The organism is Methanococcoides vulcani, from assembly GCF_900111645.1.
GTDB lineage: Archaea > Halobacteriota > Methanosarcinia > Methanosarcinales > Methanosarcinaceae > Methanococcoides > Methanococcoides vulcani.
On record NZ_FOHQ01000001.1, the window covers coordinates 581,362 to 604,277 of the forward strand.

At 44.2% G+C, this 22,916-nt stretch carries 19 protein-coding genes and 1 pseudogene; 6 read left to right on the forward strand and 14 right to left on the reverse strand.

The features are described from left to right. Nucleotides 1–7 precede the first annotated feature (7 nt). Complete coding sequence (locus BMX02_RS02975; RefSeq protein ID WP_091688907.1) at nucleotides 8–877, reverse strand: cation diffusion facilitator family transporter; 870 nt, start codon at nucleotides 875–877, stop codon at nucleotides 8–10. A gap of 169 nt (nucleotides 878–1,046) precedes the next feature. Here BMX02_RS02975 and BMX02_RS02980 point away from each other — a divergent pair, with 169 nt between their 5' ends. Beyond that, the gene (locus BMX02_RS02980) at nucleotides 1,047–1,823 is read left to right on the forward strand and encodes an ATP-binding protein (protein ID WP_091688909.1); all 777 of its coding nucleotides are present in this window, start codon (nucleotides 1,047–1,049) and stop codon (nucleotides 1,821–1,823) included. Then, nucleotides 1,810–2,172, forward strand: coding sequence for a cupin domain-containing protein (locus tag BMX02_RS02985; protein ID WP_091688911.1), 363 nt, complete (start codon nucleotides 1,810–1,812; stop codon nucleotides 2,170–2,172). Before BMX02_RS02980 ends, BMX02_RS02985 begins: the two co-directional genes overlap by 14 nt. A 59-nt stretch (nucleotides 2,173–2,231) precedes the next feature. Here BMX02_RS02985 and BMX02_RS02990 read toward each other — a convergent pair whose 3' ends face one another. After that, nucleotides 2,232–2,792 carry a YbhB/YbcL family Raf kinase inhibitor-like protein gene (locus BMX02_RS02990; RefSeq protein ID WP_091688913.1) on the reverse strand — a complete coding sequence of 187 codons (561 nt, stop codon included), beginning with the start codon at nucleotides 2,790–2,792 and terminating at the stop codon, nucleotides 2,232–2,234. 108 nt (nucleotides 2,793–2,900) lie between these two features. Here BMX02_RS02990 and BMX02_RS02995 point away from each other — a divergent pair, with 108 nt between their 5' ends. Beyond that, nucleotides 2,901–3,581 carry a 4Fe-4S binding protein gene (locus tag BMX02_RS02995; RefSeq protein WP_091688915.1) on the forward strand — a complete coding sequence of 227 codons (681 nt, stop codon included), beginning with the start codon at nucleotides 2,901–2,903 and terminating at the stop codon, nucleotides 3,579–3,581. Nucleotides 3,582–3,634: 53 nt separating this feature from the next. Here the strand turns inward: BMX02_RS02995 and BMX02_RS03000 are convergent, their stop codons facing one another. Next, nucleotides 3,635–3,997: a class II SORL domain-containing protein gene (locus BMX02_RS03000; protein ID WP_091688917.1), complete on the reverse strand. Its 363-nt coding sequence runs from the start codon at nucleotides 3,995–3,997 to the stop codon at nucleotides 3,635–3,637. An 880-nt stretch (nucleotides 3,998–4,877) separates the two neighbouring features. On the opposite strand from BMX02_RS03000, the gene BMX02_RS03005 reads away from it, so the two are divergent. Then, a complete protein-coding gene (locus tag BMX02_RS03005) occupies nucleotides 4,878–5,240 on the forward strand; it encodes a hypothetical protein (protein WP_135643993.1) in 363 nt (120 codons plus the stop codon). Between the two features lie 537 nt (nucleotides 5,241–5,777). Here the strand turns inward: BMX02_RS03005 and BMX02_RS03010 are convergent. Then, the gene (locus BMX02_RS03010; RefSeq protein ID WP_091688921.1) at nucleotides 5,778–6,053 is read right to left on the reverse strand and encodes a metal-sulfur cluster assembly factor; all 276 of its coding nucleotides are present in this window, start codon (nucleotides 6,051–6,053) and stop codon (nucleotides 5,778–5,780) included. Nucleotides 6,054–6,170: 117 nt separating this feature from the next. Here BMX02_RS03010 and BMX02_RS03015 point away from each other — a divergent pair, with 117 nt between their 5' ends. Further along, nucleotides 6,171–6,512 (forward strand): PRC-barrel domain-containing protein, encoded by a 342-nt coding sequence (locus BMX02_RS03015; RefSeq protein ID WP_091688923.1) that lies wholly within the window; start codon nucleotides 6,171–6,173, stop codon nucleotides 6,510–6,512. A 194-nt stretch (nucleotides 6,513–6,706) separates the two neighbouring features. On the opposite strand, the gene BMX02_RS03020 is transcribed toward BMX02_RS03015, so the two are convergent. Beyond that, a complete protein-coding gene (locus BMX02_RS03020) occupies nucleotides 6,707–8,137 on the reverse strand; it encodes a tripartite tricarboxylate transporter permease (protein ID WP_167879284.1) in 1,431 nt (476 codons plus the stop codon). A 252-nt stretch (nucleotides 8,138–8,389) separates the two neighbouring features. On the opposite strand from BMX02_RS03020, the gene BMX02_RS03025 reads away from it, so the two are divergent. Next, a complete protein-coding gene (locus BMX02_RS03025) occupies nucleotides 8,390–8,899 on the forward strand; it encodes a DUF6141 family protein (RefSeq protein WP_091688925.1) in 510 nt (169 codons plus the stop codon). Nucleotides 8,900–8,949: 50 nt separating this feature from the next. Here BMX02_RS03025 and BMX02_RS03030 read toward each other — a convergent pair whose 3' ends face one another. The 9 genes and pseudogenes from BMX02_RS03030 to BMX02_RS03070 form a co-directional block, all read right to left on the reverse strand. Next, nucleotides 8,950–9,813: an HD domain-containing protein gene (locus tag BMX02_RS03030; protein WP_091688927.1), complete on the reverse strand. Its 864-nt coding sequence runs from the start codon at nucleotides 9,811–9,813 to the stop codon at nucleotides 8,950–8,952. 98 nt (nucleotides 9,814–9,911) lie between these two features. Continuing rightward, nucleotides 9,912–13,658: pseudogene (cobN, locus tag BMX02_RS03035) on the reverse strand (cobaltochelatase subunit CobN). Nucleotides 13,659–13,896: 238 nt separating this feature from the next. Then, nucleotides 13,897–14,733 (reverse strand): sirohydrochlorin cobaltochelatase, encoded by an 837-nt coding sequence (locus BMX02_RS03040; RefSeq protein ID WP_167879285.1) that lies wholly within the window; start codon nucleotides 14,731–14,733, stop codon nucleotides 13,897–13,899. A 140-nt stretch (nucleotides 14,734–14,873) separates the two neighbouring features. Next, the gene (locus BMX02_RS03045; RefSeq protein ID WP_091688931.1) at nucleotides 14,874–16,154 is read right to left on the reverse strand and encodes a nitrogenase component 1; all 1,281 of its coding nucleotides are present in this window, start codon (nucleotides 16,152–16,154) and stop codon (nucleotides 14,874–14,876) included. Further along, a complete protein-coding gene (locus BMX02_RS03050; protein WP_091688933.1) occupies nucleotides 16,151–18,346 on the reverse strand; it encodes a nitrogenase component 1 in 2,196 nt (731 codons plus the stop codon). The genes BMX02_RS03045 and BMX02_RS03050 overlap by 4 nt, the downstream gene beginning before the upstream one ends. A gap of 84 nt (nucleotides 18,347–18,430) precedes the next feature. Beyond that, on the reverse strand, nucleotides 18,431–19,501 hold the full coding sequence (locus BMX02_RS03055; protein WP_091688935.1) for an ABC transporter ATP-binding protein: 1,071 nt from the start codon (nucleotides 19,499–19,501) through the stop codon (nucleotides 18,431–18,433). Further along, the gene (locus BMX02_RS03060; protein WP_210409167.1) at nucleotides 19,498–20,571 is read right to left on the reverse strand and encodes a FecCD family ABC transporter permease; all 1,074 of its coding nucleotides are present in this window, start codon (nucleotides 20,569–20,571) and stop codon (nucleotides 19,498–19,500) included. Before BMX02_RS03060 ends, BMX02_RS03055 begins: the two co-directional genes overlap by 4 nt. Continuing rightward, on the reverse strand, nucleotides 20,568–21,788 hold the full coding sequence (locus tag BMX02_RS03065) for an ABC transporter substrate-binding protein (RefSeq protein WP_091688937.1): 1,221 nt from the start codon (nucleotides 21,786–21,788) through the stop codon (nucleotides 20,568–20,570). The genes BMX02_RS03060 and BMX02_RS03065 overlap by 4 nt, the downstream gene beginning before the upstream one ends. A gap of 86 nt (nucleotides 21,789–21,874) precedes the next feature. Next, the gene (locus tag BMX02_RS03070) at nucleotides 21,875–22,885 is read right to left on the reverse strand and encodes an apurinic/apyrimidinic endonuclease family protein (protein WP_135643996.1); all 1,011 of its coding nucleotides are present in this window, start codon (nucleotides 22,883–22,885) and stop codon (nucleotides 21,875–21,877) included. Between the last annotated feature and the right edge of the window lie 31 nt (nucleotides 22,886–22,916).

Here is a 22,916-nt window from a genome sequence, read left to right on the forward strand (position 1 = left end):
TATTATTTTATTTTTTTTTATTCAATGGGTCGATGTGAACCAATACTTCGGCTACACCTTCCAGTTTTTCTTTAAGATGGTCCATAACCTGATGTGAGATCGCATGAGCTTCGGAAATGGTCATGTCAGGTTCTACCATAATATGAAGGTCGATATGTATGTTGCCTTTACATCCTCTGGTCCTGATCTTGTGGCAGTCACGAACCCCGTCTATCTCATAGACAAGTGAACAGATAACTTCCTCTTCAAGCTGGGCTGCATCACATAATGTATTGGAACTTGCCATTATTATTTTGATACCTGCCCTGACAATTACGGCTGCTATTATCAGTGATATTAAAGGATCTATTATTGGATATCCTGCTTCTATTGCTACAAGTGCCACGAGGACTGAAAGTGAAACGAATATGTCACTTCTGGTGTGGATGGAATCGGCCAGCAGTATCTCGCTGTTAAGCTTTTCACCCTTTCTTCTTTCATATTCGGTTACCATCAGGTTAACAGCCATTGTGCTTATCATGACGATAAAGCTCAGGCCGGTTACGGTGGGCTGTATGTCCGATGTGAACCTTGTGATGGAATTATGGATTATCTCGAACCCGACGAAGATGATCAGTACTGCAATGACGATGGATGCAAGGGTCTCGAACTTCTGGTGTCCATAAGGATGTGTCCTGTCAGGAGGTTTTGCTGCAACAAAGATGGCTACGATCCCGACGATGTTCGATATTCCGTCAAAAAGGGAATGGTAACCATCGGATTTCATGCTGAGGGTGTCTGTAATTGTACCATAGATTATCTTTGCAAAAGCTACTATCAGATTCAGGACTAATATAATTACCAGTATCTGCTGTATCTTCTTCGAACGCTCATCCATGGAAATCTTTCCAACAATATCTTTGACGTGACATATATAGTTATGTTGAAATTCCAGACCTGTTTAAATAATTATATTACTTATATGTCATTAATACAATATGCCGACAAAAAAAGAAGATACAAAGACGATATACAGTAACATCATAGAAACCAATGAGGTCTTATTAATGGTAAAAATCGCAGTTACAGGCAAAGGGGGTGTTGGCAAGACCACCCTGTCCGGAACTCTGGCAAGGCTGCTTGCCAGGGACGGTTACGAAGTACTTGCCATTGATGCTGATTCGGATATGAACCTTGCATCTTCACTGGGTATAGCTGAACCACCACGTCCGCTCACGGAGTACAAGGAGATGATCGACGAGCGTGCCGGCGAGGTTGGTGGCATGTTCAAGTATAACCCGAAAGTGGACGATATCGTGGACAAGTTCGGCGTTGTCGGTCCTGATGGTGTTAAGATGCTGGTAATGGGTACCGTTGAGCGTGGAGGAAGCGGTTGCATGTGTCCTGCATCTGCATTTTTGAGAGCACTGCTTCGCCATGTGGTGCTAAAGGATACCAGTGCACTGATCATGGACATGGAAGCCGGGATCGAGCACCTTGGTCGCGGAACGACCCGTGGTATCGATCTCATGATCATTGTAGTGGAACCGGGAATGCGCTCCATTGAGACCGCCGGAAGGATCAAGGAACTTGCAGGCGGGATCGGTGTGAAGAACCTTGCTGCGGTTGTCAACAAGGGGACCTCTGCTGATGTCAAGCCAAAACTTGCTGAGCTTGGTATTCCCGTTCTTGGCGAGATCCCATTCTCTCCTGATCTTATGAATGCTGATTTTGAAGGGAAATCCCCGATCGATGCAGGCAGCGAGAGCATTGCTTCCTTTGTGGAAATTAAGGAAAAGATGCTCGAAATGATCGAGAGCTTCAGTAAGGATGAAGATAACTGAGTACTCACAGGTCGAACCATTCACCACAAAGGATGGCTCGACAATCCGTGAATTGATGCATCCAAACGTTGGTGGCAGCAACAGTCAAAGCTTTGCAGAAGCCACCGTGCCTGTGGGATGCAAGACCCTTGAGCACCGGCATCATGGATCAGAAGAGATCTATTATATAACAACTGGAAGCGGTGTCATGACCTTGGGAAATGAGGTTTTCGAGGTGAGTGCCGGTGACACTGTGCTGATCGATCTGGGTGTCAGACACAAGATAGAAAATACCGAGGGCGAAGAGCTGAAGATCCTGTGTTGCTGCTCTCCGGCGTATTCACATGAAGATACTGAACTGCTGGAATGAACACGTCTTCGTTTTGTTCTTGCTCTTTCTTCTCTTTCTATTCTTTTTCCTCCTTCTCTTTACTCTCTGGAGTAAGTTCCCATTAGCTCGGCCTCTGCAATTATGTGATCTTGCATTGCCTGTTCCAGAGTTGTTCTTGTGGATCCTGATTCAATATCAATCATGGTGTTCAGAGCATAGATTCTGAAAAAGTACCTATGAGTTCCGGAAGGTGGACATGGTCCGGCGTAGTCTGTGGTCTTAAAATCGTTAAGTCCCTGTACTCCCGGAATTGTGTTTTCCCTGATTACAGATCCCGGCTCGATGTTCCATACTATCCAGTGGGTGAACGTCCCTCTCGGAGCATCGGGATCATCAACTATCAGCACAAGGCTTTCGGTATCTTCAGACAGGATGCCGGGAATGAGTTCCGGATTAACGTTATCCCCATCGCAGGTGTAGCGTGAGGGGATCTCTCCGTTGTTCTCAAAGGCGCTGGTAGAGACTGTGAATGTATTCTGCTTATCGTTCTCAATTATATCAGGTATCGGTTCCGGGTCAGTATCTGTGGTTGTACAGCCCGATATTGATATGATCAGTATTATTGCAGCTAATGTAACGATCTTCGTAAGTGTATGCATTTCAATTACCCCAATCCTACATTTGCCTGTACCTTTAATAAACTATATATCGAATAGGTGGTTTTCAACTATATTGTTCGATACATTCCTAACGATCATTGGGGGGCAATGCTGTTGAAAGCGGCAGGAAATATCATATCAAGGTTGCAAAAGACCGAAAAGGTTGAGAGGTTCAGGCTGTCCCTTCAGCTCGTTGGCCTTGCTATCTTCATATATTTTGGTTCGCAGTCAACATTCTATGTTGTTCTCCTGTCCGTTCCTGTTGCCCTGCTATTCGGTCCGGTCTATTGTGGCTGGATGTGCCCAAGGGGCATGTTCCAGAACATCATTGGTTCTATGGGAAAAAGGGTCCTCGGTAAAAGATACAACAAACTGGTCCCAAAAAGGATCCATAAGCCGTTGCTATATTTCCGCTATGTAGTATTGCTCTTCCTGCTGACCGTCATGGTGCTGCATGAGCTCCAGGTCATTGACGATATCATCATGGAATCGGTGGTAACAGATGGCCTGATCGTGGTGATGGTAGTCTCGATACTTCTGTCCTTCTTCGTGGACCGGGCCGCATGCAGGTACTTCTGTAAGGAAGGTGCAGCTGCTTCGCTGACAAACCTTGTTAAGATCAGGATGATCAGGCGTGACCCTTCGATCTGTAATTCGTGTGGTATATGTGACAGGGTGTGTCCGATGTGGATCGATGTTTCAAAAAAGGATGTTGTCAGGGACACTGTCTGTATCAGTTGCATGAAGTGTGTTCAAAAATGTCCTGTAGATGCGCTTAAAGTTGAATGAATTAAATGAAGCTGAAAATTTAAGGAAAAAAAGTGATCAGGCATTAAACCCGATCATGCTTCAATGCAGTTTTCCCACAGGCCGTGGATGTTGCAGTACCCAAGAGCACAGAATGCCTTGTATTCACCAATGTTCTCAAGCTTGAACCAGCAGTCAGGTTTTGTATTACCCGGGCTGAAGTTCACTCTTCCGAGGTTAACGACTTCGCCGCCATCTTTCTTGCCATAAAGCTCTACCCATGCAATGTGATGCTCAACGGTATTTGGATGTGCTGTCTCCTTGCCTACGATTACCCGAATCAGGTCAGCATCTGTCCCCCCATGTCCTTTGAGGATCTCAATGGTAGGTACATGTTTCTCCTTCATTGCGCTTTCTGCTTCAATGTCCTTTCCTTTGACTAACTCTCCAAAATTCAAAGATTTCACTCCTTTATGGTTTATTCTTCATTATTTATCATTGGTTGAGGTATATGCTTTTTATGGTTGTTGTGGGATGCAAACTTGAGGTCACTGGAAACTTGCCGAAACCACGAAATAGTAAAAAATTGATTATGTATGGGTTAACATTATGAATGCAAGATGGCAATCTGAACTGAGAAGGCGGTGTAGATATGCTGGTTTTACTCGCAATCGGGTAATCGTTTTTGTTCCCTTTCTATTATTGTTGCTGGTGATTTCTGTAGCTATTGGTCATATTGAAATTCCGATTACTGCACTTACAATGTTCCTAATTATATCTGCTATTAAAACCGTATTAATTCGAAAATAAACGGTTATTTAAGAAACACTTTGAAAATGTTGGGCATACTATTAGTTGATTGCGAAAAAACAGGATACTACCACTGAGTTCTTTAAGAATAGTACACCAAGGCGTGGTATATTAAGAGGAAATCTTCTTAAAGAACTCATTAAATTCGATGTCTGTTTTTTTATTTATATGTGAGCATTTTAAAAAATCAGATATGGAATGTTAATGATTGGAATATTGATGCAAAGTTATTAGGAAACAGAAGGTTGAGGTGAGTTTTGGAAAGACACATCTTTACACACGCACGATCATCCATTCGGCCCATACTGTGAACATGATTATGATGGCACATATGGAACCGTCTACTAGATTCTGTTTGTTTATGTTTGCCCCTGTCATGATATTATTCCTCCTTGATTTATTATATCATTTGTTCACACATATCAATACCTTGACCATTCTTTGCATAATTGTGTCCATATGTTGTGCTGTAGTGATAGTTATCACGTTTTGCATAAGTTTTAATATCAATATTAAAAATAATAAAAAATGTCAAAAATTATTTTATTTTCATTCATACTCTCTATGGTGATTATATCTGGATGTGTGAGTACTACAGAAGAAACACCATCTGATGTCGTTGAGCAGTTTGTCAATTTTCAAAAGATGGGGAAGTATCAGGAATGCTACGATTTGATGTCTGAAGATTATCAAAATGATCATGATTTTGAAGTATTCATGGATCAATTGAAAATTAATGACAAAACTCTCGATAATTACGCATTAGTCGAATATTTTAATGAAACTGAAGTGATTGTGGGTAATTATTCAACTGTACGAATTCATTTTATAGAGCAGTCAAACATTTCAGCTTTCCATGAGTCTGAATTGAATGAATCTGGATCAATCTAGGACTTTCTGGAAACTCGAGAAATTGAATTATTCAAAGAACCAACTGGATGGAAATTGAAATCGGTGTACTCAGAATTGGTCGTCAACAAGGAAGACCACTATGTGCTTCATTTTAATTGTTGATGCCAAAGGCAATAGTTGTCATTAATAAGAATCCAGATTTGTTTTACAAAAAACAGAACTGGGATGTCAATGATTGGAATAAGGACACAAAATTATGAAGAAACAGAATGTTGAAATGAGTTCTAAAAGGGCAAAAAAGTTAGTTATGGGGGGTGGGGGTACAGCCCTTAAAGAACTCGCTGAATTCACTAAACATTACACAACTATATAAACATTTCCACATGGAGTAATCGAAGAGGAATATATTAGTGATTGAAATAGAGCACAGCCCGGATCACAATATCAAATCGTGGAATCAACTGCTGACATCTGCTTCTACGGCGGAGCAGCTGCTTCAAGAAAATGATACAAGCCGGAAATCACATCATGGAGCAACTAAGTCATATTTTCCATTATTTCATTCTCAGTCGTTTTTTACTTTTTTGATATCCGATCAGGTGTCCATGGAGGATCCCAGACCAACTCGACTTCTGCCTTCTTTATACCGTCAATCGATTCAACCTTCTGCTTGACATTATCCACGATCATTGCAGCCATCGGGCAGCCGGGCGTTGTCAAGGTCATTTTGATATGGGCTCGGTCGCCTTCAACATCTACATCGTACACTAACCCAAGGTCCACGATATTGATCGGAATCTCGGGATCGTAGCATTTCTTAAGAACTTCCATCACGTCTTCTTTAGTTACCATCGGCACTCACTCCTTATCTTTTGCATATTATGGTAATGACTAAATAGTTTAATCCTGAATAATTATTACGGGCATGATAAATGCCTATTTAATTCGTTAAATGGGGGTAATTCGAGTATGGCAAAACCTAAGATGTTATCTATAGAAACCATAGCCAGAGATCCTATAAAGGATGCAGAAGGAAAAGAAATTGGGAATTTCGTAGACTTTATGATAGACTTGGAGCAAAATTGTATTCCATACGTCATTGTGTCGCTTAAAAGTAGAGATGGATACGTTGGCATTCCCTGGGGACTTTTCAAATTAGGGGAAAAACACAGTTTTATTCTGGATGTTGCTAGCTCCACGCTTGATAATGCACCGGGTTTTTCAGAAGATAAATGGCCTGATATATCTACTCGCGAATACGAAGAAAAGATTTACAAGCACTTTGGCTGTCCGTTGTGTGTGAGCTGCTAAATCACATCAATTTTGTATTACAGTGACGTCATGTGACGTTTCCTGAACTTTCCTTTTTATAACCCAAAGTGACAGCCTACTTCATGTCATAAATTCAATCCACTATCCACTCTGAAAAACCACTCATTGAAGACAAATCTGTCACACTGCCAATTGTGAGGTCCGCCATTGAACCTCAATAGTTACTCATTAAATCACAAAAAATACAAGATCACCGGCAACAGTATCACTCCCATTGCATGCGACTTCCTGATCTTCATAAATGAGGCAGACATGCCAAGGGGGATTGCGATCACAAAGATGAGCAGACCAAAGAAGCCGGTGAACAGCAGGCTCATCAGTGCGAGGCCCAGGAGGACTGTGATGCAGATCATTGAGTAATCGAGCTTTGCGAGCATCCTGTGGATGTTGTTTCCGATGGCTATTGTTGAGAGATATGAGAGTAGTGCTGTGATGGCAATGACCAGCAGGAACAGGATGATGTCCTGGGCGGTCAGGCTGGCGGCTTCCAGAAGTTCGTCTACGGCAACCATTGCGCCACTTCTTGTTTTTCCTATCACTGCGAGGGCGAACAGGCCGAAGATCGCATTGGCTGTGTTGACGCCGGAAACCGAGACGATGAACTCTTTGGAGCTTTCCATGGTCTCATCAATGTAGAACTCGTCATCTTCGTAGCGATAATAATTTCCATTTTCATTATCGTATTCACATTCGGATCCGCATCCGTAATCCTGTTTGTCTTCTTCTCTATTCTTGGTGCTCCCTTTCCTGTCAAAATCGCTTTTGATGAACAGTCTTGCAAGTACTGCTGCAATGGATGAAGATATCCCCGGGAGCCAGGCTACGATGGAGCCAGCTGCACTGCCGGTGATAACTCCTCTGATGATCCTTTTTGCAGGCAGCTCGATCTTTGAATATTTCTGGGGTGGAATGTGGGAGCCTGAGAACAGGCTGATGAGCAATTGGGATGCACCAAAAAGTCCGCTGAGAAGCGGGAGGAGTATTGATGGAGATCCGAAGTCGATCAATGGGTGCATTGAGGTTTCCATCCTGAACGCGAACAGGCCGAGGAATCCGGTCAGAACGAAGAGGATGAGCGCGTAGGCTTTGTACTTGTACTTTACAAGGGAACCTTGGTTGATGATATATTCACCTTTCTCGCTCAGTATCAGGCTTACGGATATCAGCAGGAGGAGCAATCCGAGATAGTTCTGGAGTATCGGGTAGATGTTGCTGAAAGCAAACGCGAGGGGGACTGCAATTATTAATGAGAATGCCACTGAACCTGCGCTTCCCAGCGCTGATAGGCGTATGGCCTCCGACCCGAAGCCCTCGAGCAGCAGCCGGTGTCCTGGAAGGACTGCCAGAGCCATGTCGTCATTTGGTGCTCCAAGATACACAGCGGGGATAATGTCGTGGAAGGTGTGCGACAGTGAGTTTGCCAGAATGGCTATGGCTATGTAGGTTGGCGGGATGCCGCTGTCCATGAGCATGGGGGAGAGTGCTACCAGCATCAGGGCAAAGTTGTTCGTGTGTATTCCCGGGATCAGTCCCGAGAATATCCCGAGGGCATATCCGATGAGCACTGACAGTAGCAACATCGGGATGGTGATGTCGGAGGGCATTTGAGTTCCTTCTAAGTATCGTTTTTTAGAATAGGTGCAATTTCTTGCATCCGGCAGCTCGAAGGTTTTTGCTCTTAGTCGGTGTGTTACGATATAAGAATTTCCTGTTTTTATTGGGGTTGAAATATTTTAGTTGGGCTTTCCTGTAGCTCTCCTGTATTCTGGTCTTTTTACCAGTCATACAACAAATATTTATGCAATTGACGATATATGGAAATTATACACGAAATATAGTCCTACTTGAGAATCAATATGTTCAACAAAAGTCCTTCATTCAGGGAAGTGCAGAAATTCAGGCAATTCTGGGTAAGTTCATTGGTACTTATTCCTGCGGTTGTGACACTCTATGGAGCTTACCAGCAACTGGTGCTAGGTCAGCCTTTTGGCGACAACCCTGCCTCGGATACCACAATGATAATTCTGACGATCATCTTTGGTTTCCTGTTCCCGTTATTCATCTTTTCGATGAAACTGGTGACCGAGGTGCGCAGCGATGGGCTTTATGTTCGTTTCTTCCCATTCCACCTGTCCTTCAAGAAGATCGGCTACACAGACATTGCCGGCTATAAAGCAGTGCATTACAGTGCACTTCGGGATTATGGTGGCTGGGGTATACGCTATGGAAAAAATGGTAAGGCTTACAACATAAGCGGCAACGATGGGATCATGGTGGAATTCAGGAACGGAATGCATCTGCTCATCGGTTCACAAAAGGTCCACGAATTGCTGATGGCAATGGATCAAAGTACCAGAGCTGCCTGAAATGGCAGCCTGAAATTCAAAAAAAGTCTTATTTTGTGTATGGATGCTGTTCAAAACAGCTCATCTACACAATCCTTGTAATCACGGTATGCACGGGTGTCTGCGATATTCTGTGGACCGGTGGTAAAAGCTTCGAGCATTGAGCGATAATACCATTCCTGCTCATCCTTTGGTGCATTGAACTTGCTCCAGAAATCATCACCATCCTGCTTTATATCGCTGATAAGGTCCCTGATGTTGGCAAGCTTGTCCGCACATGCCAGGAGTCTGATCTCGCTACTTGCCCTGCCTATCCTTTTGATGGTGTACTGCTTTCGTTCTTTCCAGGTCTGTGCCTTATCGCCCTCTGCAGCCTGTCTGAGCTCAGCAGGTTCGGTAACAGCTTCCACATAATCACCGACTGCCGGTCCATATCTTCTTCTTATGGTCACAAGGTCAACGTCCGTATCCTCAACGATATCATGGAGCAATCCTGCAAAAATAAGTTCCGATGGTGCATCTTCTTTAATCAGTATGGATGCTACGTCCATTGGATGGGATATATATGGCACTCCTGACTTCCTTGTATTATTTCTGTGCTCATAGCTGACGAAAGCGAATACGTCTGCAAGCTCGTTCAGGTCGCTCTCCTGCTTTTCTCCGTATTCTTCCTGGAGATCAAGTAACTGTATCCTGTAGTTTGCCAACCTCACATGTTCGTAGACGGTGATCTTCCCATCTATCTCTGTTAGTATCATCCTGTAATCATCACTGTTCCAGATCCTCCTGGAAGGTTCCTCGGACAGGAAATCCAGATAGCTGAAAAGTTCAGGGGTTTCTACAGGCTCGGAAACATTACCGGTATGGATGATAAGTCCATTTCCTTTATTTTCAGTGTTGTCACAGTTCTGGATGATAAGCTCGCGTATTTTCATGATAAGGACTCCATATTTTAATTGTCTGTTTTTTGTTATACTGGATGGTATTCTACGGATAAAGGTTTCGTCCGCTCCAATTCCGGATACGTTCTGGTTCAATCTTCTGTAAATCCTTCCAGAATATCCTCTGCATCCAGATAAATGGATTGCAACTTCTCGATGGTGTCATCATCTGCATCCCACATACCACGTTGTATCGCTTCAAGCAGACGCCCTGCCATCTGGCGCATCGCATATGGATTGTTCTCTTCTATCCATTTCCGTGTCTCTTCATCAAAGAGGAAATGATCTGCCAATGACTGGTACATCCAGGGATCTAACATATCAGATGTTGCATCCCATCCAAAAGCGTAATCAACAAGTATTGAAAGTTCCTGGGCGCCGCGATAACCGTGTTCCTTAAGCCCGTTCAGCCATTTCGGGTTCAAGATACGGCTTCTGAAAATAAAACGCCCTTCTTCCTGTGTTGTCCGGGTTTTCGGGCGGTCGGGATCGGAACTGTCTCCTACCACTGACAGGGGATCCTTTTCTCCAAATGATTTCACTGCAGCCACCATGCCGCCATGATAGATGTAATCATCATCGTTGTCAAGTATGTCGATCTCCCTGGAATTGTGGTTCTTGATCGTCACATCAAGATCTGCGAGTCTCTGTGTGAAAAGTTCCGGCATCTTCTTTCCTTTTAACTTACGTCCATAAGCATGTCCTCCCCATTGGACATACATTTCTGCCAGTTCCTCTCTTTCTGTCCAGCGGGAAGATTCGACCAGCTGGTCCACACCTGCGCCGTATGTTCCGGGCGGGCATCCGAATATGCGTATAAGTGCTTTCTCACGGGCTTCTTCTTCACTCATCCCGGACTTTATGGATTCAAGCAGTTCTTCCAGAAGGTGGCGCACATAGTAGTTCTCATCTTCCGATTCATCAAGTGATGCCACCATTTCCACTCCTTCATCGATCATTTCCACAAGGTTTGGGAAAGCGTCCCTGAAAAGACCGCTAATGCGAAGCGTCACGTCGATCCTCGGGCGACCAAGTTCCTCAATGGGTATGACCTCAAGTTTTGTGATCCGTCCTCCGGCCGAAGACCATACCGGTCTTAATCCCATGAGCCAGAGTATGTATGCGATATCATCTCCACCTGTTTTCATGGTATCCGTGGCGAACACGATAATCCCTACATTTTCAGGATAGCCTCCCTCTTCATCGATATGCCTGTTGACCATCTGGTCTGCAAGCTTGTGGCCAACCTCCCATGCAGCAGGTGTAGGGATCAGTGAAGGGTCTATGGAATAAAAGTTTCTTCCTGTGGGAAGCAGGTGTGAGTTCCCTCGTGATGGAGAGCCGGACGGGCCAGGTGGTACATATCCGCCATCCATACCCCGCAGGCAGTTCATGACCTCATCGGTCGTAAGCCTTAGATTGGGCGCTATCACTTCACAAATATGGGACACCGCCATTTCAATTTCTGATCCGTTTGGATAAAGGGATCGTGTATATTGGACACACTCCTCGTGTTCATAATTTTGGATATCCATCTCATGTATAAGGAGTCTTGATCTTTCATCCACATCTTCAAGCAGGGTACCTTTGAGCACACCCGTTCCTTCATGCGATCCCGATGGATCATCCTGAAGGTCACGCAGATCAAGACCTTTGTATGATGCAATACTTTCCCTGAGAGAAGGAACCAGTCCATTGCATAATCTTGACAGGGAATACACCATCTCTGCAAAACGTTCGTCTGTCGGAGGGCGACCGAAAATATGAAGTCCGTCCTTGATCAGGTTGTCTCTGAACTCACAGATATAATCGTACAGGTCCTCAACGCGCTTTGCCAGCATCTGTATATCAGCTTCTTCCGGCAGGCCAAGGTCGTTCAGGTAATTATGCTCTTTAACGATCTCATAGATGCTCTCCAGTACCTGTTCTGCTTTACCGGTCTCACCACTCCTTGAAGATCGGAAGTATTCCTGAAGGTTCATATCAAGGTCTGCAACTTCTGCATAGCTATCTGCACGGTTCATTGCAGGGACCAGATGGTCCAGTATAACTGCACAACTTCGCCGCTTGGCCTGTATCCCTTCTCCTGGATTATCAATGATATAAGGATAGAGGTGTGGGATCTCTCCAAGTACTACATCCGGGAAACATTCTCCGGACAATCCCACAGCTTTTCCGGGTAGCCATTCGAGTGTACCATGGGTACCCATATGAATGACGGCCTGAACTCCAAGATCTTCAGCAAGGTATCGATAATAAGCAAGATAATGATGTGGCATCACAAGGTCAGTATTGTGATACAATGTCTCGACCTGTTCAAGGAACCCTCTTGGCGGTTGTATCCCGATAAAGACATTTCCATTCTTTACACCCGGGATCACAAGCTTGCCGTCAACCTCGAACATTTCGCCCGGAGGGGTTCCCCAATCACGACACATGACTTCCTGACATGTGGCAGGTATTTTTTCGAACCATTGCCTGTATATGTCCTTCTCTACAAGACCGGATGCCTGTTCGACCATCTGTTCAGCTGACAGCCATTCAGTATCATTGCTAACGCCTGCAAGTAGTTCTTCTACGACTTCATTACCTGAGGACGGGATCCGTTCAACATGATATCCGTTCTTTTTCATTTCCGCAAGAAGATTTACCACACTTTCCGGGGCATCAAGTCCAAAAGCACCTCCTATACCATCACTACGTGGAGGGTTCTGGTGAAGGATAACTGCGATTTTCCTGTCCGAAGGAGGTGTTCGGCGCAGGTCTGCCCAATTCCTTGCAAGGGAAACTACCTTATTGACCCTTTCCTAGATGGGAACCGCTTCCCGGGAGCCCTGATCTCCACTGGTCTCGGTAGTTGCTATAGGCACTGTTATTATTTGTCCATCATACTCCGGCCAGACGACATTGGATGATAGTTCCATGGTTCCAATCCCCTGTATGTCCTCCTGCCATTGTTCATAAGAATAGTAGGTTGTCATAGCCTGTAGCACCGGTACATCCAGTGCATCAAAGAAATTGTACGTAATTTCTTTTGTAGTCCCGTCTCCCGGTGATGAAAGTGATAGCTGGGAAAAGCCCATATTTAGAACAAGGATCTCGATCAGTGAATTACATTGATCCATGAAGTACCGTTCAATTACATTTTTCACTCCCACAGCCCCTGTTATGGGATTCGGAGCAGATTGTGTAAATATGGCCAGTACTTCCATTCCTTTGTCTTCAAGCCCCCTTATAAGTGCATCTATGGCTTTCAAGTCACCGGTGAGCCATTGCCCCTGCCAGAAAAGAATTCCTGCTTTTGGTCTATCTGGATCCATCCTTGCAAGATGATCCTCAAGGTCCAGTATGTCGGGATGGTCCGGGTGATAGATCCCCTCGATCCTTGGACGAACGGGTTCAATTGTTTCAACATCCATCTTTGCAATGTGGTTGCAAGCCCAGAGTATCAGACCTCTGGAATTCGTTTCACCACCAAGCTGGATAAACCTATCGACCAGTTCGTATTCTTTATCCGGAAGTCTGAAATATGGTCGTAGTTCGAGAGATTCTTCAAGTATTTCACTGTGAACGAAAACCGGAGATTCTGTCTGCTCAATATGTTCTCTTAAACGTGGGAATTTCTTAAAATATGGAACTCCACCGTGAAGTACCAGCAAAATAAGATCGGCGTCTTTAACATGTTTCAGCATTTGTTGAAAGGACCTTTCGTCTCCATCAACATCTTCAGATGTATAACTGAAAAGTTCAATATCAATACCTTCATTTTGAAGGGTCACAGCAGCTCTTGAAAGGGATGGATTACCGCCTGTTCCTGATCCAATACTTACGATCTTCATGTTATCATTCACAGAATATTTTTTAAAATCAGAAGTTTTTCAAATTATATTGGGAGACTTCCTTTTCATCAATAAAAGTCCTAAAAATTGGTAGAAAAACTGAATAAATATGCAATATTAAATCTATCTCCTACATCAATGTGGGAAATACATCAATTTTGCATATCATAGTGTTCATAGAAGGGTATCCAGAAACGAATGCATAAGTTTGTATGCGCTGGATACCCTTTCATTTATCTCAAAGGAAATTGTGGCTTTGTGCTGTCTGTTTTAGACGCTCAACAAAAAGGTCGAGGATCGCATCTTCTTTTCCAAGGACCCTTTCATCTACCTTTACATCATGACCTGCTGATTCCAGTACGTTCTTCCATGAAGATTCCTTGTCCCCATAGACGTCCATCTTTGCATGATAGCCGGCTACCATGGTGAAAGGTGCAAGTATGACCTTTTCGGCATTGATATGTGCAAGGCGGTTCTTGACCTGTTCAATACCCGGATAGCCATTGTTTGTGGCAATAACTATGCGTCCTCCGGTAATCTCATCCAGAACCATCTGTAACTGACATAGTGTTGGGTCAGCGTTACCTTCTTCATTGGATGCCACAAGCACAACAGTCCCATCATTGAATATGGAAGCTAATGCCTCTGCAACATTGCTATAATCTTCTGCTTTCAGAAGAAGTGGGTTGCTGATAAGTATTCCATCGATGTCCAGCATTCCGTGTGGACCAACAAGATTGTTAATTCCGGAAACGACTGGGTAGATCGAATGCAAAGCATTACCTGGTGTAATATACAATGGTTGTACTACTATCTGTGAATAACCATCATCGATCAAACCTGCCAGTGCACCAAGAACACTGTTTTTTCTTTCACCCTGCTCTGCAAGAACTTTTCTTATGACATCAGAAGTAACTGCAAGTCTAAACTCTACATCCGGATAGGCTTCCTTCATTTTTGAGACACATTTGTTCACAAATTCATCACACTCTGGTGATGTTGTCCCTTCAATTACTGCAACAACTGCTCCTTTATCCTCTTTAGGAGCACCATGTCCTGGAATATTCTCTGTCATTTTACTGATCTCCATACTTACTTTTGAAAAATTAAAATGCCTATCAATAGATTCTAATTTCATCTATTTGTCTAGGGAACATACTATATGAAATCTTTTATTATATTATAAGTAAGGCTATGCATGAAAAGTTTATTCTTTTAAGATAACATGCGTATGCCGTTGAGAACTTCTTCAAGGATCATGAGGGCACCGGTTGTACCCATGTATGTTTTTTGGACCATGTCCAGATATTCTCCGGCTGGAAGGGCTATCTCAATTCCATTCCTGCACATATTCTGGTTACGCAAAGATCCTACGGTATGACCGTCTGCGATTGCAATATCTACCGGCTGATCACCGGGGAAAATATCCCACTCATCAGTAAAACCGATCTCCTTCATAAACTCGCAAAGAGCCCGTTCATATTCAGGATCCCCTCCGGGAAGCGTCTTTACTGCCATGGGTGCCATCCCAAGATAATAATAAAGCCATTTGGTCAGTGGGAGTGCCAGGGAACTGTCTGCCTGAATTGAAAATGTAGCACCTTTCGGCAGACCTGTAAGTGAATTATATCTTGCTATCTTCCTGTAAGCGGTCTTTCTGGCTTGGGATATATCTTCCAATGCTCTGGATGCATCAATATCCATTGCTTCAGCTATTGAATTTAAGAATGATACAGTGGCATCAAATCCTACAGGCGCTCCTTCCGGACAATATATATAGGGAATCCCAAACTTATTTTCATACCATTTTGCGACCTGAAGTCCATATTCTGCACACAGGACGATATTAAATGAAGCCTGACCTGAAGCTTTTATTTCATCCATGCTACAGCCGGCCGGTATAACAGAACCGACTTCCACTCCCATAAGGTCCAGAAGTCTCTTTATTTCTTTGATCGTCCCCTCCCAGTGCTTATGGGATATGGAAAGTCCTAAAATGTTCACTTTTTCCGATGAACTTTTGCCGGGTTCACGTACATATTTCTTCAATATCTCCAGCAATGTTTTTTCAAAACCTTCAGGTGCCGAGCGTGAGAAATCCACACTTTCAATGGCCACACATTGATCTTCAAGTCCCGTTTCCTTGAATGTGTATTTGAGGTCATCCCCGATCAATGTTGCACCCGGTGAGTTGATCACCACGATGGCTCCTTTTTGTCTGGGTGCCACGTTTGGAAGAATGCTTAACAGTTTCTCCGATGAACCTGCCACATAATCATCCTCGTCAAGATAGGTGCAGGGGATGCGTGGTTGTCCAAAATAGAATTCCTCAGCAAAAGAGAGCGGATCAAGCGAAGACTCCCTTGGATATTGCTGGTTCGATATGTGGGCATGGTAGAATTTGCATCCTGTCGGGCTGTTCAGTACTACACAGCAATCTTCAATACTTTCCGCTGCAAAAATGGAACCTGTCAATGCATCCGGGATAAATGTCATCTTATCACCTCTCCGTCAATTTTCCATCCTTCGATCTCAGGGAGCCTCAACAAGCGACTCCATCTTTGTGCCATGAATATATCATTCCTGAAACCCACTTCCGGACAGAAGGGGATCGAGTCATAGTGTACGCCATCCGAGGCAAACATTGGCGGATAATTTGAAAGAACAAGATGGGGTCGATGGTCCAATATATCCTTCTCTCTCTGTTGTGCAGTATAATTATCTTCCACATGGACCTTCCCTGCATATTTACTGGAAAACCCTTCCTCTGCTGATGAATGAAGGAGTCCGATCTTAAGAACGTCCATGCCCAGGTCGAAGATAATGTCAAGTAACCAGTCAATGCTCCGGCTGTATGTATTTATCAGTACTTTTTTACCTTGAAGGAAGGGACGCAAGCGCGTCATTTCAGCATCGTATATCTGCTTTTCTTTCTCAATGATCATCTCTGCATCATTTTTCCTGCCACTCAGGTGAGAAAGTTCCTCCAGCCATTTTGATGTCTCATTAAATCCTATCGGGAAGTTCATATCTGTAAAAGAGGCATTAAAGCAGTTCTCAAGGTGGTCCCTGACAAGCTGGCTTGAATCATCTTTCTTTGCAAGGATATTGATCTCACCTTTTTTGAACTGACGGATGGAATCAATAGTGGTACTGTTCAGGAAACGGCAGTTCACTTTCAATCCGATGTCATCAAGGAGGGATTCGATGGTCTGGAAATTAACTTCAACATTGTCAGATAGATTTTTCTCGGCTACGATATTGACAAACCCTTTTTCAGGAGATACGCTATTATCTATCAGTTCTGATACCTTTTTCCACCCTTCTACAAGGCCCTGTGCAAAATCACCTGCAAGATTCCCGTCCACAGGTACCGGGATTATCTTAGTTCTCGGATATTGCTCCTGCACCATTGATACGGCTGTCTCAAGATCATCTCCTATAAGGCCTGCAGGGCATGTCGTTACCAGAAATACAATTTCCCAACCCTGGGATGCGGCTTCTTCAAGTTTATTCCTGAGCTCTTCCAGTCCACCGAATATGAATGAAGTCTCACCCATGTCAGTTGATGCGATCTCACCTTTGCAAGGAAGATCAGTTCCATGTCGCGATCTTGCTGCAAGCACGTTGGATGAAAGGAAGTGGGTCACTATATGACCACAACTTCGGGGACCGTGTATTATTGTCAATGACCCGTTCACCTGGGATGTAGTGGTTACCGCACCGGCAAAAGCACAACCATGCAGTGGTTCTTTGTTCCGCACACTTTTGGAATACAGGTTCTTTCGGACTGGCAGAGTATCTTTTCCATCTGTTGGTCCTTTAGGTATATGAGTAGAGCTTATCTGGTCCGGCTTAATAACAGGTATATTCCTTCCAAGCACAAGTGTTTCCATTTCACTATTTTCCAGAGGTTTAGAAGGATACAGTCGGTTAGAACCTGTGACAAGATGGGATATATATTCGGAAAGATCCCGAAAGACGGTTGCAACATCGGAATCAGGGAATGCTTCTAATGTGGTTTTTCCCTGTTTTTCTGCCTCTGCAAAAAGCTCGCTTCTGGGTATTGATGCTACCACAGGTAATTTGACAGCTTTGGCAAAAGCATCAACTCGTTCATCTTCGTGTTCCAATCCCCTGCCATTGTGGATTATACCTGCCACCCTGGGTGAACTCCCATCAAAATTAAGTATCCCGCGCAGGATATTATTGGCAGCATACAAAGCCATGTATTCCCCGGAAGTTACAAGGAATACAGCATCAGCATATTCCCTTCGTAAGGGTACTGCAAAACCTCCACATACAACATCACCCAGTACATCATATAGTGACAGGTCAAATGGTATTTCATGTATGCCCAGCCGGTCCAGCAATTCGAACATGCTAAGGATACCTCTTCCTGCACATCCGACACCGGGTTCAGGACCACCTGCTTCAACACAGGACACTCCCTTGTAGCCATCGAAAAGGATATCTCCAAGGAGGCGGTCTTCTGGAAGGGTATCGCGTATATATTCCATAACGGTGGTTATGCTGTTCCCGTTCGTAAGAAGACGGGTGGAGTCGTGCTTTGGATCACAGCCTATTTGGAGTACTTTTTTTCCGGATTCTGCCAGGGCAGCCGACAGATTTGATGAAACAGTGGATTTCCCAATTCCACCTTTACCATAAAGTGCTATTTGTATCATATTTTCCCTGAATTGATATTCGTTTTATGTCTTATTATTTAATAACCTTGGAATTGCAAAACTGGTCAATTTACAAAGAGATCCTCATTCTCCTCTTCTATGGTGAACTGGATCCAGACCTTCAGTCTGTTGTTCTGTTGCCGTGAGCTTCCTGAGGAAATGGACCATATCTCCTATGGAGTTGAACCGATTTGTATTATCTTCGAACCTGCAATCCCAGAATGCAATATCACTATCAATACCCACTTCAATGTGTAGTTCTGCGTTTTCCGGGCCTACTATTTTATAACCTGCTCTCTCAAGGGCTCTTGTGGTCCACATATGCTCCATTCCTTTAGCACCACTAAGGCAGGCATGTCCTTTTTCTTCAGGAGATATGACAAATACGCCCTTTTCCCTGTCAAAGTGCACACCTTTCACATCAAATGCAGATCCAAAGACTCCTCTTAGTACGAGATCTTCAGGTGCACCGGAAATAAAATTATTATTTCCATCGATCAGCCACAACCTGTCTGCAGACCTTATGGCCAGATCCAGGTCATGTGTTGATAGAAGGACCGCTCTTCCCGGATGTCTGGAAAGTGATCTGAGTATTCTCATGACCTCCACTCTGTGTGGCAGGTCAAGGAAAGCTGTAGGTTCATCAAGTATCAATAACGATGGATCCTGTGCAAGTCCCCTTGCGATCATTACCTTCTGCTTTTCACCGTCACTTAGCTCATGGATGAACCGATGGGAGAGGTTGGTAGCTCCAACTGCATCAAGAGAACTGCTGACCATGAACCTATCTTCTTTGGATAAGGAACCGGACCATCCGGTATAGGGGTATCTTCCCAGTGCAGCTACATCATAAGCTGTCAGGTGACCGGCACTTACAGGACTTGTCATGACTATGCTTAATAATCTGGATTTTTCAGAAGTTGTCAGGTCTGCTATGTTCTTTCCTTTGAGAAAAACATCCCCTGCTACAGGGGGTTGTAAACCTATAAGAGTTCGCAGAAGTGTTGATTTGCCTGCTCCGTTGGGACCTACAAGGCATACCAGCTCTCCTTCGTTAAGCTGGATATCCAACCCGCTGGATATAATAGTAGGTTTTTGTTTTCCGGAAATATAACCTGTGGAAAGACCATTGGTCATGAGAAGGCGATGGTTCATATGGAAACACCTCTGCCACTCTTGCTTCCACGAATGACGACCCAGATGACGACCGGGGCACCTAGCAGTGATGTTATCGAGTTTAGGGGAAGCATAAGATCACTTCCGGGCATCTGGGCCAGAAGGTCGGAAGCAAGTGCAAGGAATGCGCCAACCAGAGCACATGCAGGCACAAGGGTCCGATGATCAGCTGTTACAAATATGCCTCTGCACAGGTGTGGTACAGCAACACCCAAAAAAGCTATGGGGCCGCAGAAAGCTGTCACTGTTCCAGCCAGCAGTGCTGTGCTTATTATTATTAGACTACGTGTCCTTGAGAAGTTCATACCCATACTTGTAGCATATCGCTCACCCAGTAGGAGGGCGTTCAAAGGCTTTGCCAGAAGAAAAGATGTAACCAGTCCTGTAATTGAAAATAATGTCATTATGTATACCTGTTGCCATGTGACTCCTGCAAAGCTTCCGAATGTCCATATGATGAAAGCCTGGACACGTTCTGCAGCGCTAAAATGCATAAGTACTGTCACAACAGAAGATGTCACGTATCCGAACATAAGGCCAAGGATGAGAATGGTCATGCTGTTCTCCACACGCCGGGAAACGAACAGCACAATGAGCATTACTGTAGAGGACCCGATGAAAGCTGCCATGGCAACCCCTGCATCCCCCATGAGTCCCATGCCGGATACCAGTGCTGAGGCAGTTGAAGCACCTGCAGAAAGAACTATCAGGGCAACACCCAGACTGGCTCCGGAGCTAATTCCCAATATATATGGTCCTGCAAGTGGATTCCTGAAAAGGGTTTGCATCTGTAGACCGGCTACCGCAAGTGCAGAGCCGCCAAAGACAGCAGCGCAGGCGCGAGGGAGGCGGAAATTCAATATGATCCCCTCCCAGCTTTCTTTCTGCACATCCTGTCCTAAGAGTATTGAGATGACCGCATCAACAGGAATCTTTACAGATCCCAGTACAAGATCCAGTACGAAAAATGTACTTAAGAGTACTATGAACAGCGTCATTAGAGGAAAGATCTTCCTTTTTGTCTCAGGACCCCGGTCATCATAGTTCAATTCTGTGTACCTCCGGTTAAAGGTGCAAGCTGCTGGTAATAGACAAATTCGTGTTCAGGCAAAAGTTCCGGATGGAAGATCTTTACCATATCTGCAAGGATATCTTCAGGGTGGACAATACCCGATTCATGGTAATCATTGCCTCCCCATTCGTTTACCCTGCGGTTGTTATTGTAGACGTTCCCGGATTTGGCGGCTACAAAATCAAAATAGCGTTCATCATCTGCCTTTGCTTCGTCAAGACTGGACCAGATTCCTGTATCTATCCAGTAGTCCGCATCCAGTGACCTGTCATATACTGATTCAAAACCAAGGGTCATGCTTCCGCTTGAATTGTCCTCAGACCACAGGTATGAAGCACCAGCATCCTCCATCAGGCGGGCAGCATAGCTTTTTCCACCCGGGGTGTACCAGGTGCCTTGCCATGATACTCCGGAAAATACTGTAGGTTTGTCTTCCACCTGATCTGCAAGGGATGAAATGTATTCATATTCTGTGACAACTTCATCAAAGTAGAGGTTTGCTTCATGTTCTTTGTTGAAAAAAAGGGATGTGAACTTGACCCATTCAGTTCTGCCGAGAGGATGTTCCTCCATATAATCTGCGTTAATGACAACATCAAGCCCAACCTCTTCCAGTTTTGGATGAACATCATAGGCAGGATTGCCTGTTGCATATGTCATGACAACATCAGGGTCAATGTCCATGATCACTTCGAGATTGATTGAATCGGCTCCGCCAACTTCCACAACACTGCCATCCTCTACCATTTCAAGTACATACGGACTGTTCACGTATCGAATATCCTTATGCCCTTTGAGATGGTCTGTGACACCAAGTATCTCCAGATGTGGCAGGTAAGTTGTGGATATGGTCACTATGCCTTCAACGGGTATCTCAAAAACAGTAGCTTCTTCATATCCATCCGGTATGCTGGTTCCTCTCTGGACCAGAAGATATACTAAGGATTCTTCGGCTCCGCGCCAGGGCTGGTTGACAGTTACTACTTTGTATGAATCGTAATATTCCACTGAAAAACGGCTGGAATATTCAACCTCTACCTTTTCAGGGAACAGGTCTCCTTCTTTAACTATATTACTATCTATATTTACTTCACTGCCGAAAGCCTGTTCATCATTCGGGGAGGATCGATCCGAAATGCAACCTGCTGCTATGACAGCTAGCAGGATGGCAACCAATACCAGATGTTTCATCATAAACCATTACCTCTGTAAATAATCTTTCTTAGCAAAGAAGCTCATGATATAAAAATAGATGGATTTAAATTAAAATAATTTTATCTTTAACGAGTCCACTGATTGCCATTTAGTGATCCACATTGTAATCTTAACTTCCGATCAAGTTCATCCAGTCCCTTGGTTACGAATTCATGAGTAAGGTAATTCGGTGATACAATATCCACGATATCTTTACATTTAGTTATGCTAAAAGGCATATGTTGATCGATCTTCCCCACATGTTCCATTATGTCCATATAGCTTTCAGAAAAGTTCTTTTCCTGAAGATGAGGGGGGTGCTGTGGCAGTATGCTCTCTTTCTGGTAATCTCCTGAAAGACTGTAATGAAAGTGCATTCCTTCGATCTTTTCGATGATCTCACGTGGAAGTTTATCAAGCCTGTCCAGCACAGTACCTACAGCACAATTTTCCTCATTACAGCACATAGTGGCATTCATAAAATGACCTGTATCCAACAGGAACGCCCAGTTGTTAAAATCAAGCATGTCACTAAAACGAAGGGTCAGTTCGGGATCAAGCAAGGTAAGACCTGGCCACCAGAGATTCTCGAAGAAGAGTCTTACCGGAGGTTCCCCATCAGGAAAATGTGAGACTGCTTCATTAAGGAGGTCAGCGGTAGCACACAGGACATCTTCATCTGTGCAACCGTGGTTGCGTGTGAAGACCTGGTCCGTTTCAACATAGCTAACATGGAAAACTGCGTATGCAGGATCAAACGCTGAAACATTTTCCATGGTGTTACAAAACCTTGAGATCAATTCTTCCCTGTTGCGGCCACCATATATGATATTGATCTCCCATTCCTCCAGACCCTCAAGATCAGGGTCGCCTGTTAGCAGCTTGAAATAAGCAAAGGGACTTGGAAGGTGAACTCCATGTACAAGGTGTGCAGGTATCTCCGGTAGAGGTTCATTTCCTACCAGAAGTTCCAGCCCATTAAGTCCATGTCCTGAAACGAATTGTTCCAGTGAGCTCCAGTCCCCTCCAAACCTTTCGATATCACAGGGATAGATGGAAAAATTCACCAGTTCCTTTATTTCCTTCTGCTTTATCATATTGGCATTTCCTTTTATATTCAGTATTGCT

What these genes read in the sequence shown, in the direction of transcription:
- BMX02_RS02975 (WP_091688907.1), bottom strand. Translation starts at nt 877, where the DNA reads ATGGATGAGCGTTCGAAGAAGATACAGCAGATACTGGTAATTATATTA.
- BMX02_RS02980 (WP_091688909.1), top strand. Translation starts at nt 1,047, where the DNA reads ATGGTAAAAATCGCAGTTACAGGCAAAGGGGGTGTTGGCAAGACCACC.
- BMX02_RS02985 (WP_091688911.1), top strand. Translation starts at nt 1,810, where the DNA reads ATGAAGATAACTGAGTACTCACAGGTCGAACCATTCACCACAAAGGAT.
- BMX02_RS02990 (WP_091688913.1), bottom strand. Translation starts at nt 2,792, where the DNA reads ATGCATACACTTACGAAGATCGTTACATTAGCTGCAATAATACTGATC.
- BMX02_RS02995 (WP_091688915.1), top strand. Translation starts at nt 2,901, where the DNA reads ATGCTGTTGAAAGCGGCAGGAAATATCATATCAAGGTTGCAAAAGACC.
- BMX02_RS03005 (WP_135643993.1), top strand. Translation starts at nt 4,878, where the DNA reads ATGTCAAAAATTATTTTATTTTCATTCATACTCTCTATGGTGATTATA.
- BMX02_RS03010 (WP_091688921.1), bottom strand. Translation starts at nt 6,053, where the DNA reads ATGGTAACTAAAGAAGACGTGATGGAAGTTCTTAAGAAATGCTACGAT.
- BMX02_RS03015 (WP_091688923.1), top strand. Translation starts at nt 6,171, where the DNA reads ATGGCAAAACCTAAGATGTTATCTATAGAAACCATAGCCAGAGATCCT.
- BMX02_RS03020 (WP_167879284.1), bottom strand. Translation starts at nt 8,137, where the DNA reads ATGCCCTCCGACATCACCATCCCGATGTTGCTACTGTCAGTGCTCATC.
- BMX02_RS03025 (WP_091688925.1), top strand. Translation starts at nt 8,390, where the DNA reads ATGTTCAACAAAAGTCCTTCATTCAGGGAAGTGCAGAAATTCAGGCAA.
- BMX02_RS03030 (WP_091688927.1), bottom strand. Translation starts at nt 9,813, where the DNA reads ATGAAAATACGCGAGCTTATCATCCAGAACTGTGACAACACTGAAAAT.
- BMX02_RS03040 (WP_167879285.1), bottom strand. Translation starts at nt 14,733, where the DNA reads ATGACAGAGAATATTCCAGGACATGGTGCTCCTAAAGAGGATAAAGGA.
- BMX02_RS03045 (WP_091688931.1), bottom strand. Translation starts at nt 16,154, where the DNA reads ATGACATTTATCCCGGATGCATTGACAGGTTCCATTTTTGCAGCGGAA.
- BMX02_RS03050 (WP_091688933.1), bottom strand. Translation starts at nt 18,346, where the DNA reads ATGATACAAATAGCACTTTATGGTAAAGGTGGAATTGGGAAATCCACT.
- BMX02_RS03055 (WP_091688935.1), bottom strand. Translation starts at nt 19,501, where the DNA reads ATGAACCATCGCCTTCTCATGACCAATGGTCTTTCCACAGGTTATATT.
- BMX02_RS03065 (WP_091688937.1), bottom strand. Translation starts at nt 21,788, where the DNA reads ATGATGAAACATCTGGTATTGGTTGCCATCCTGCTAGCTGTCATAGCA.
- BMX02_RS03070 (WP_135643996.1), bottom strand. Translation starts at nt 22,885, where the DNA reads ATGATAAAGCAGAAGGAAATAAAGGAACTGGTGAATTTTTCCATCTAT.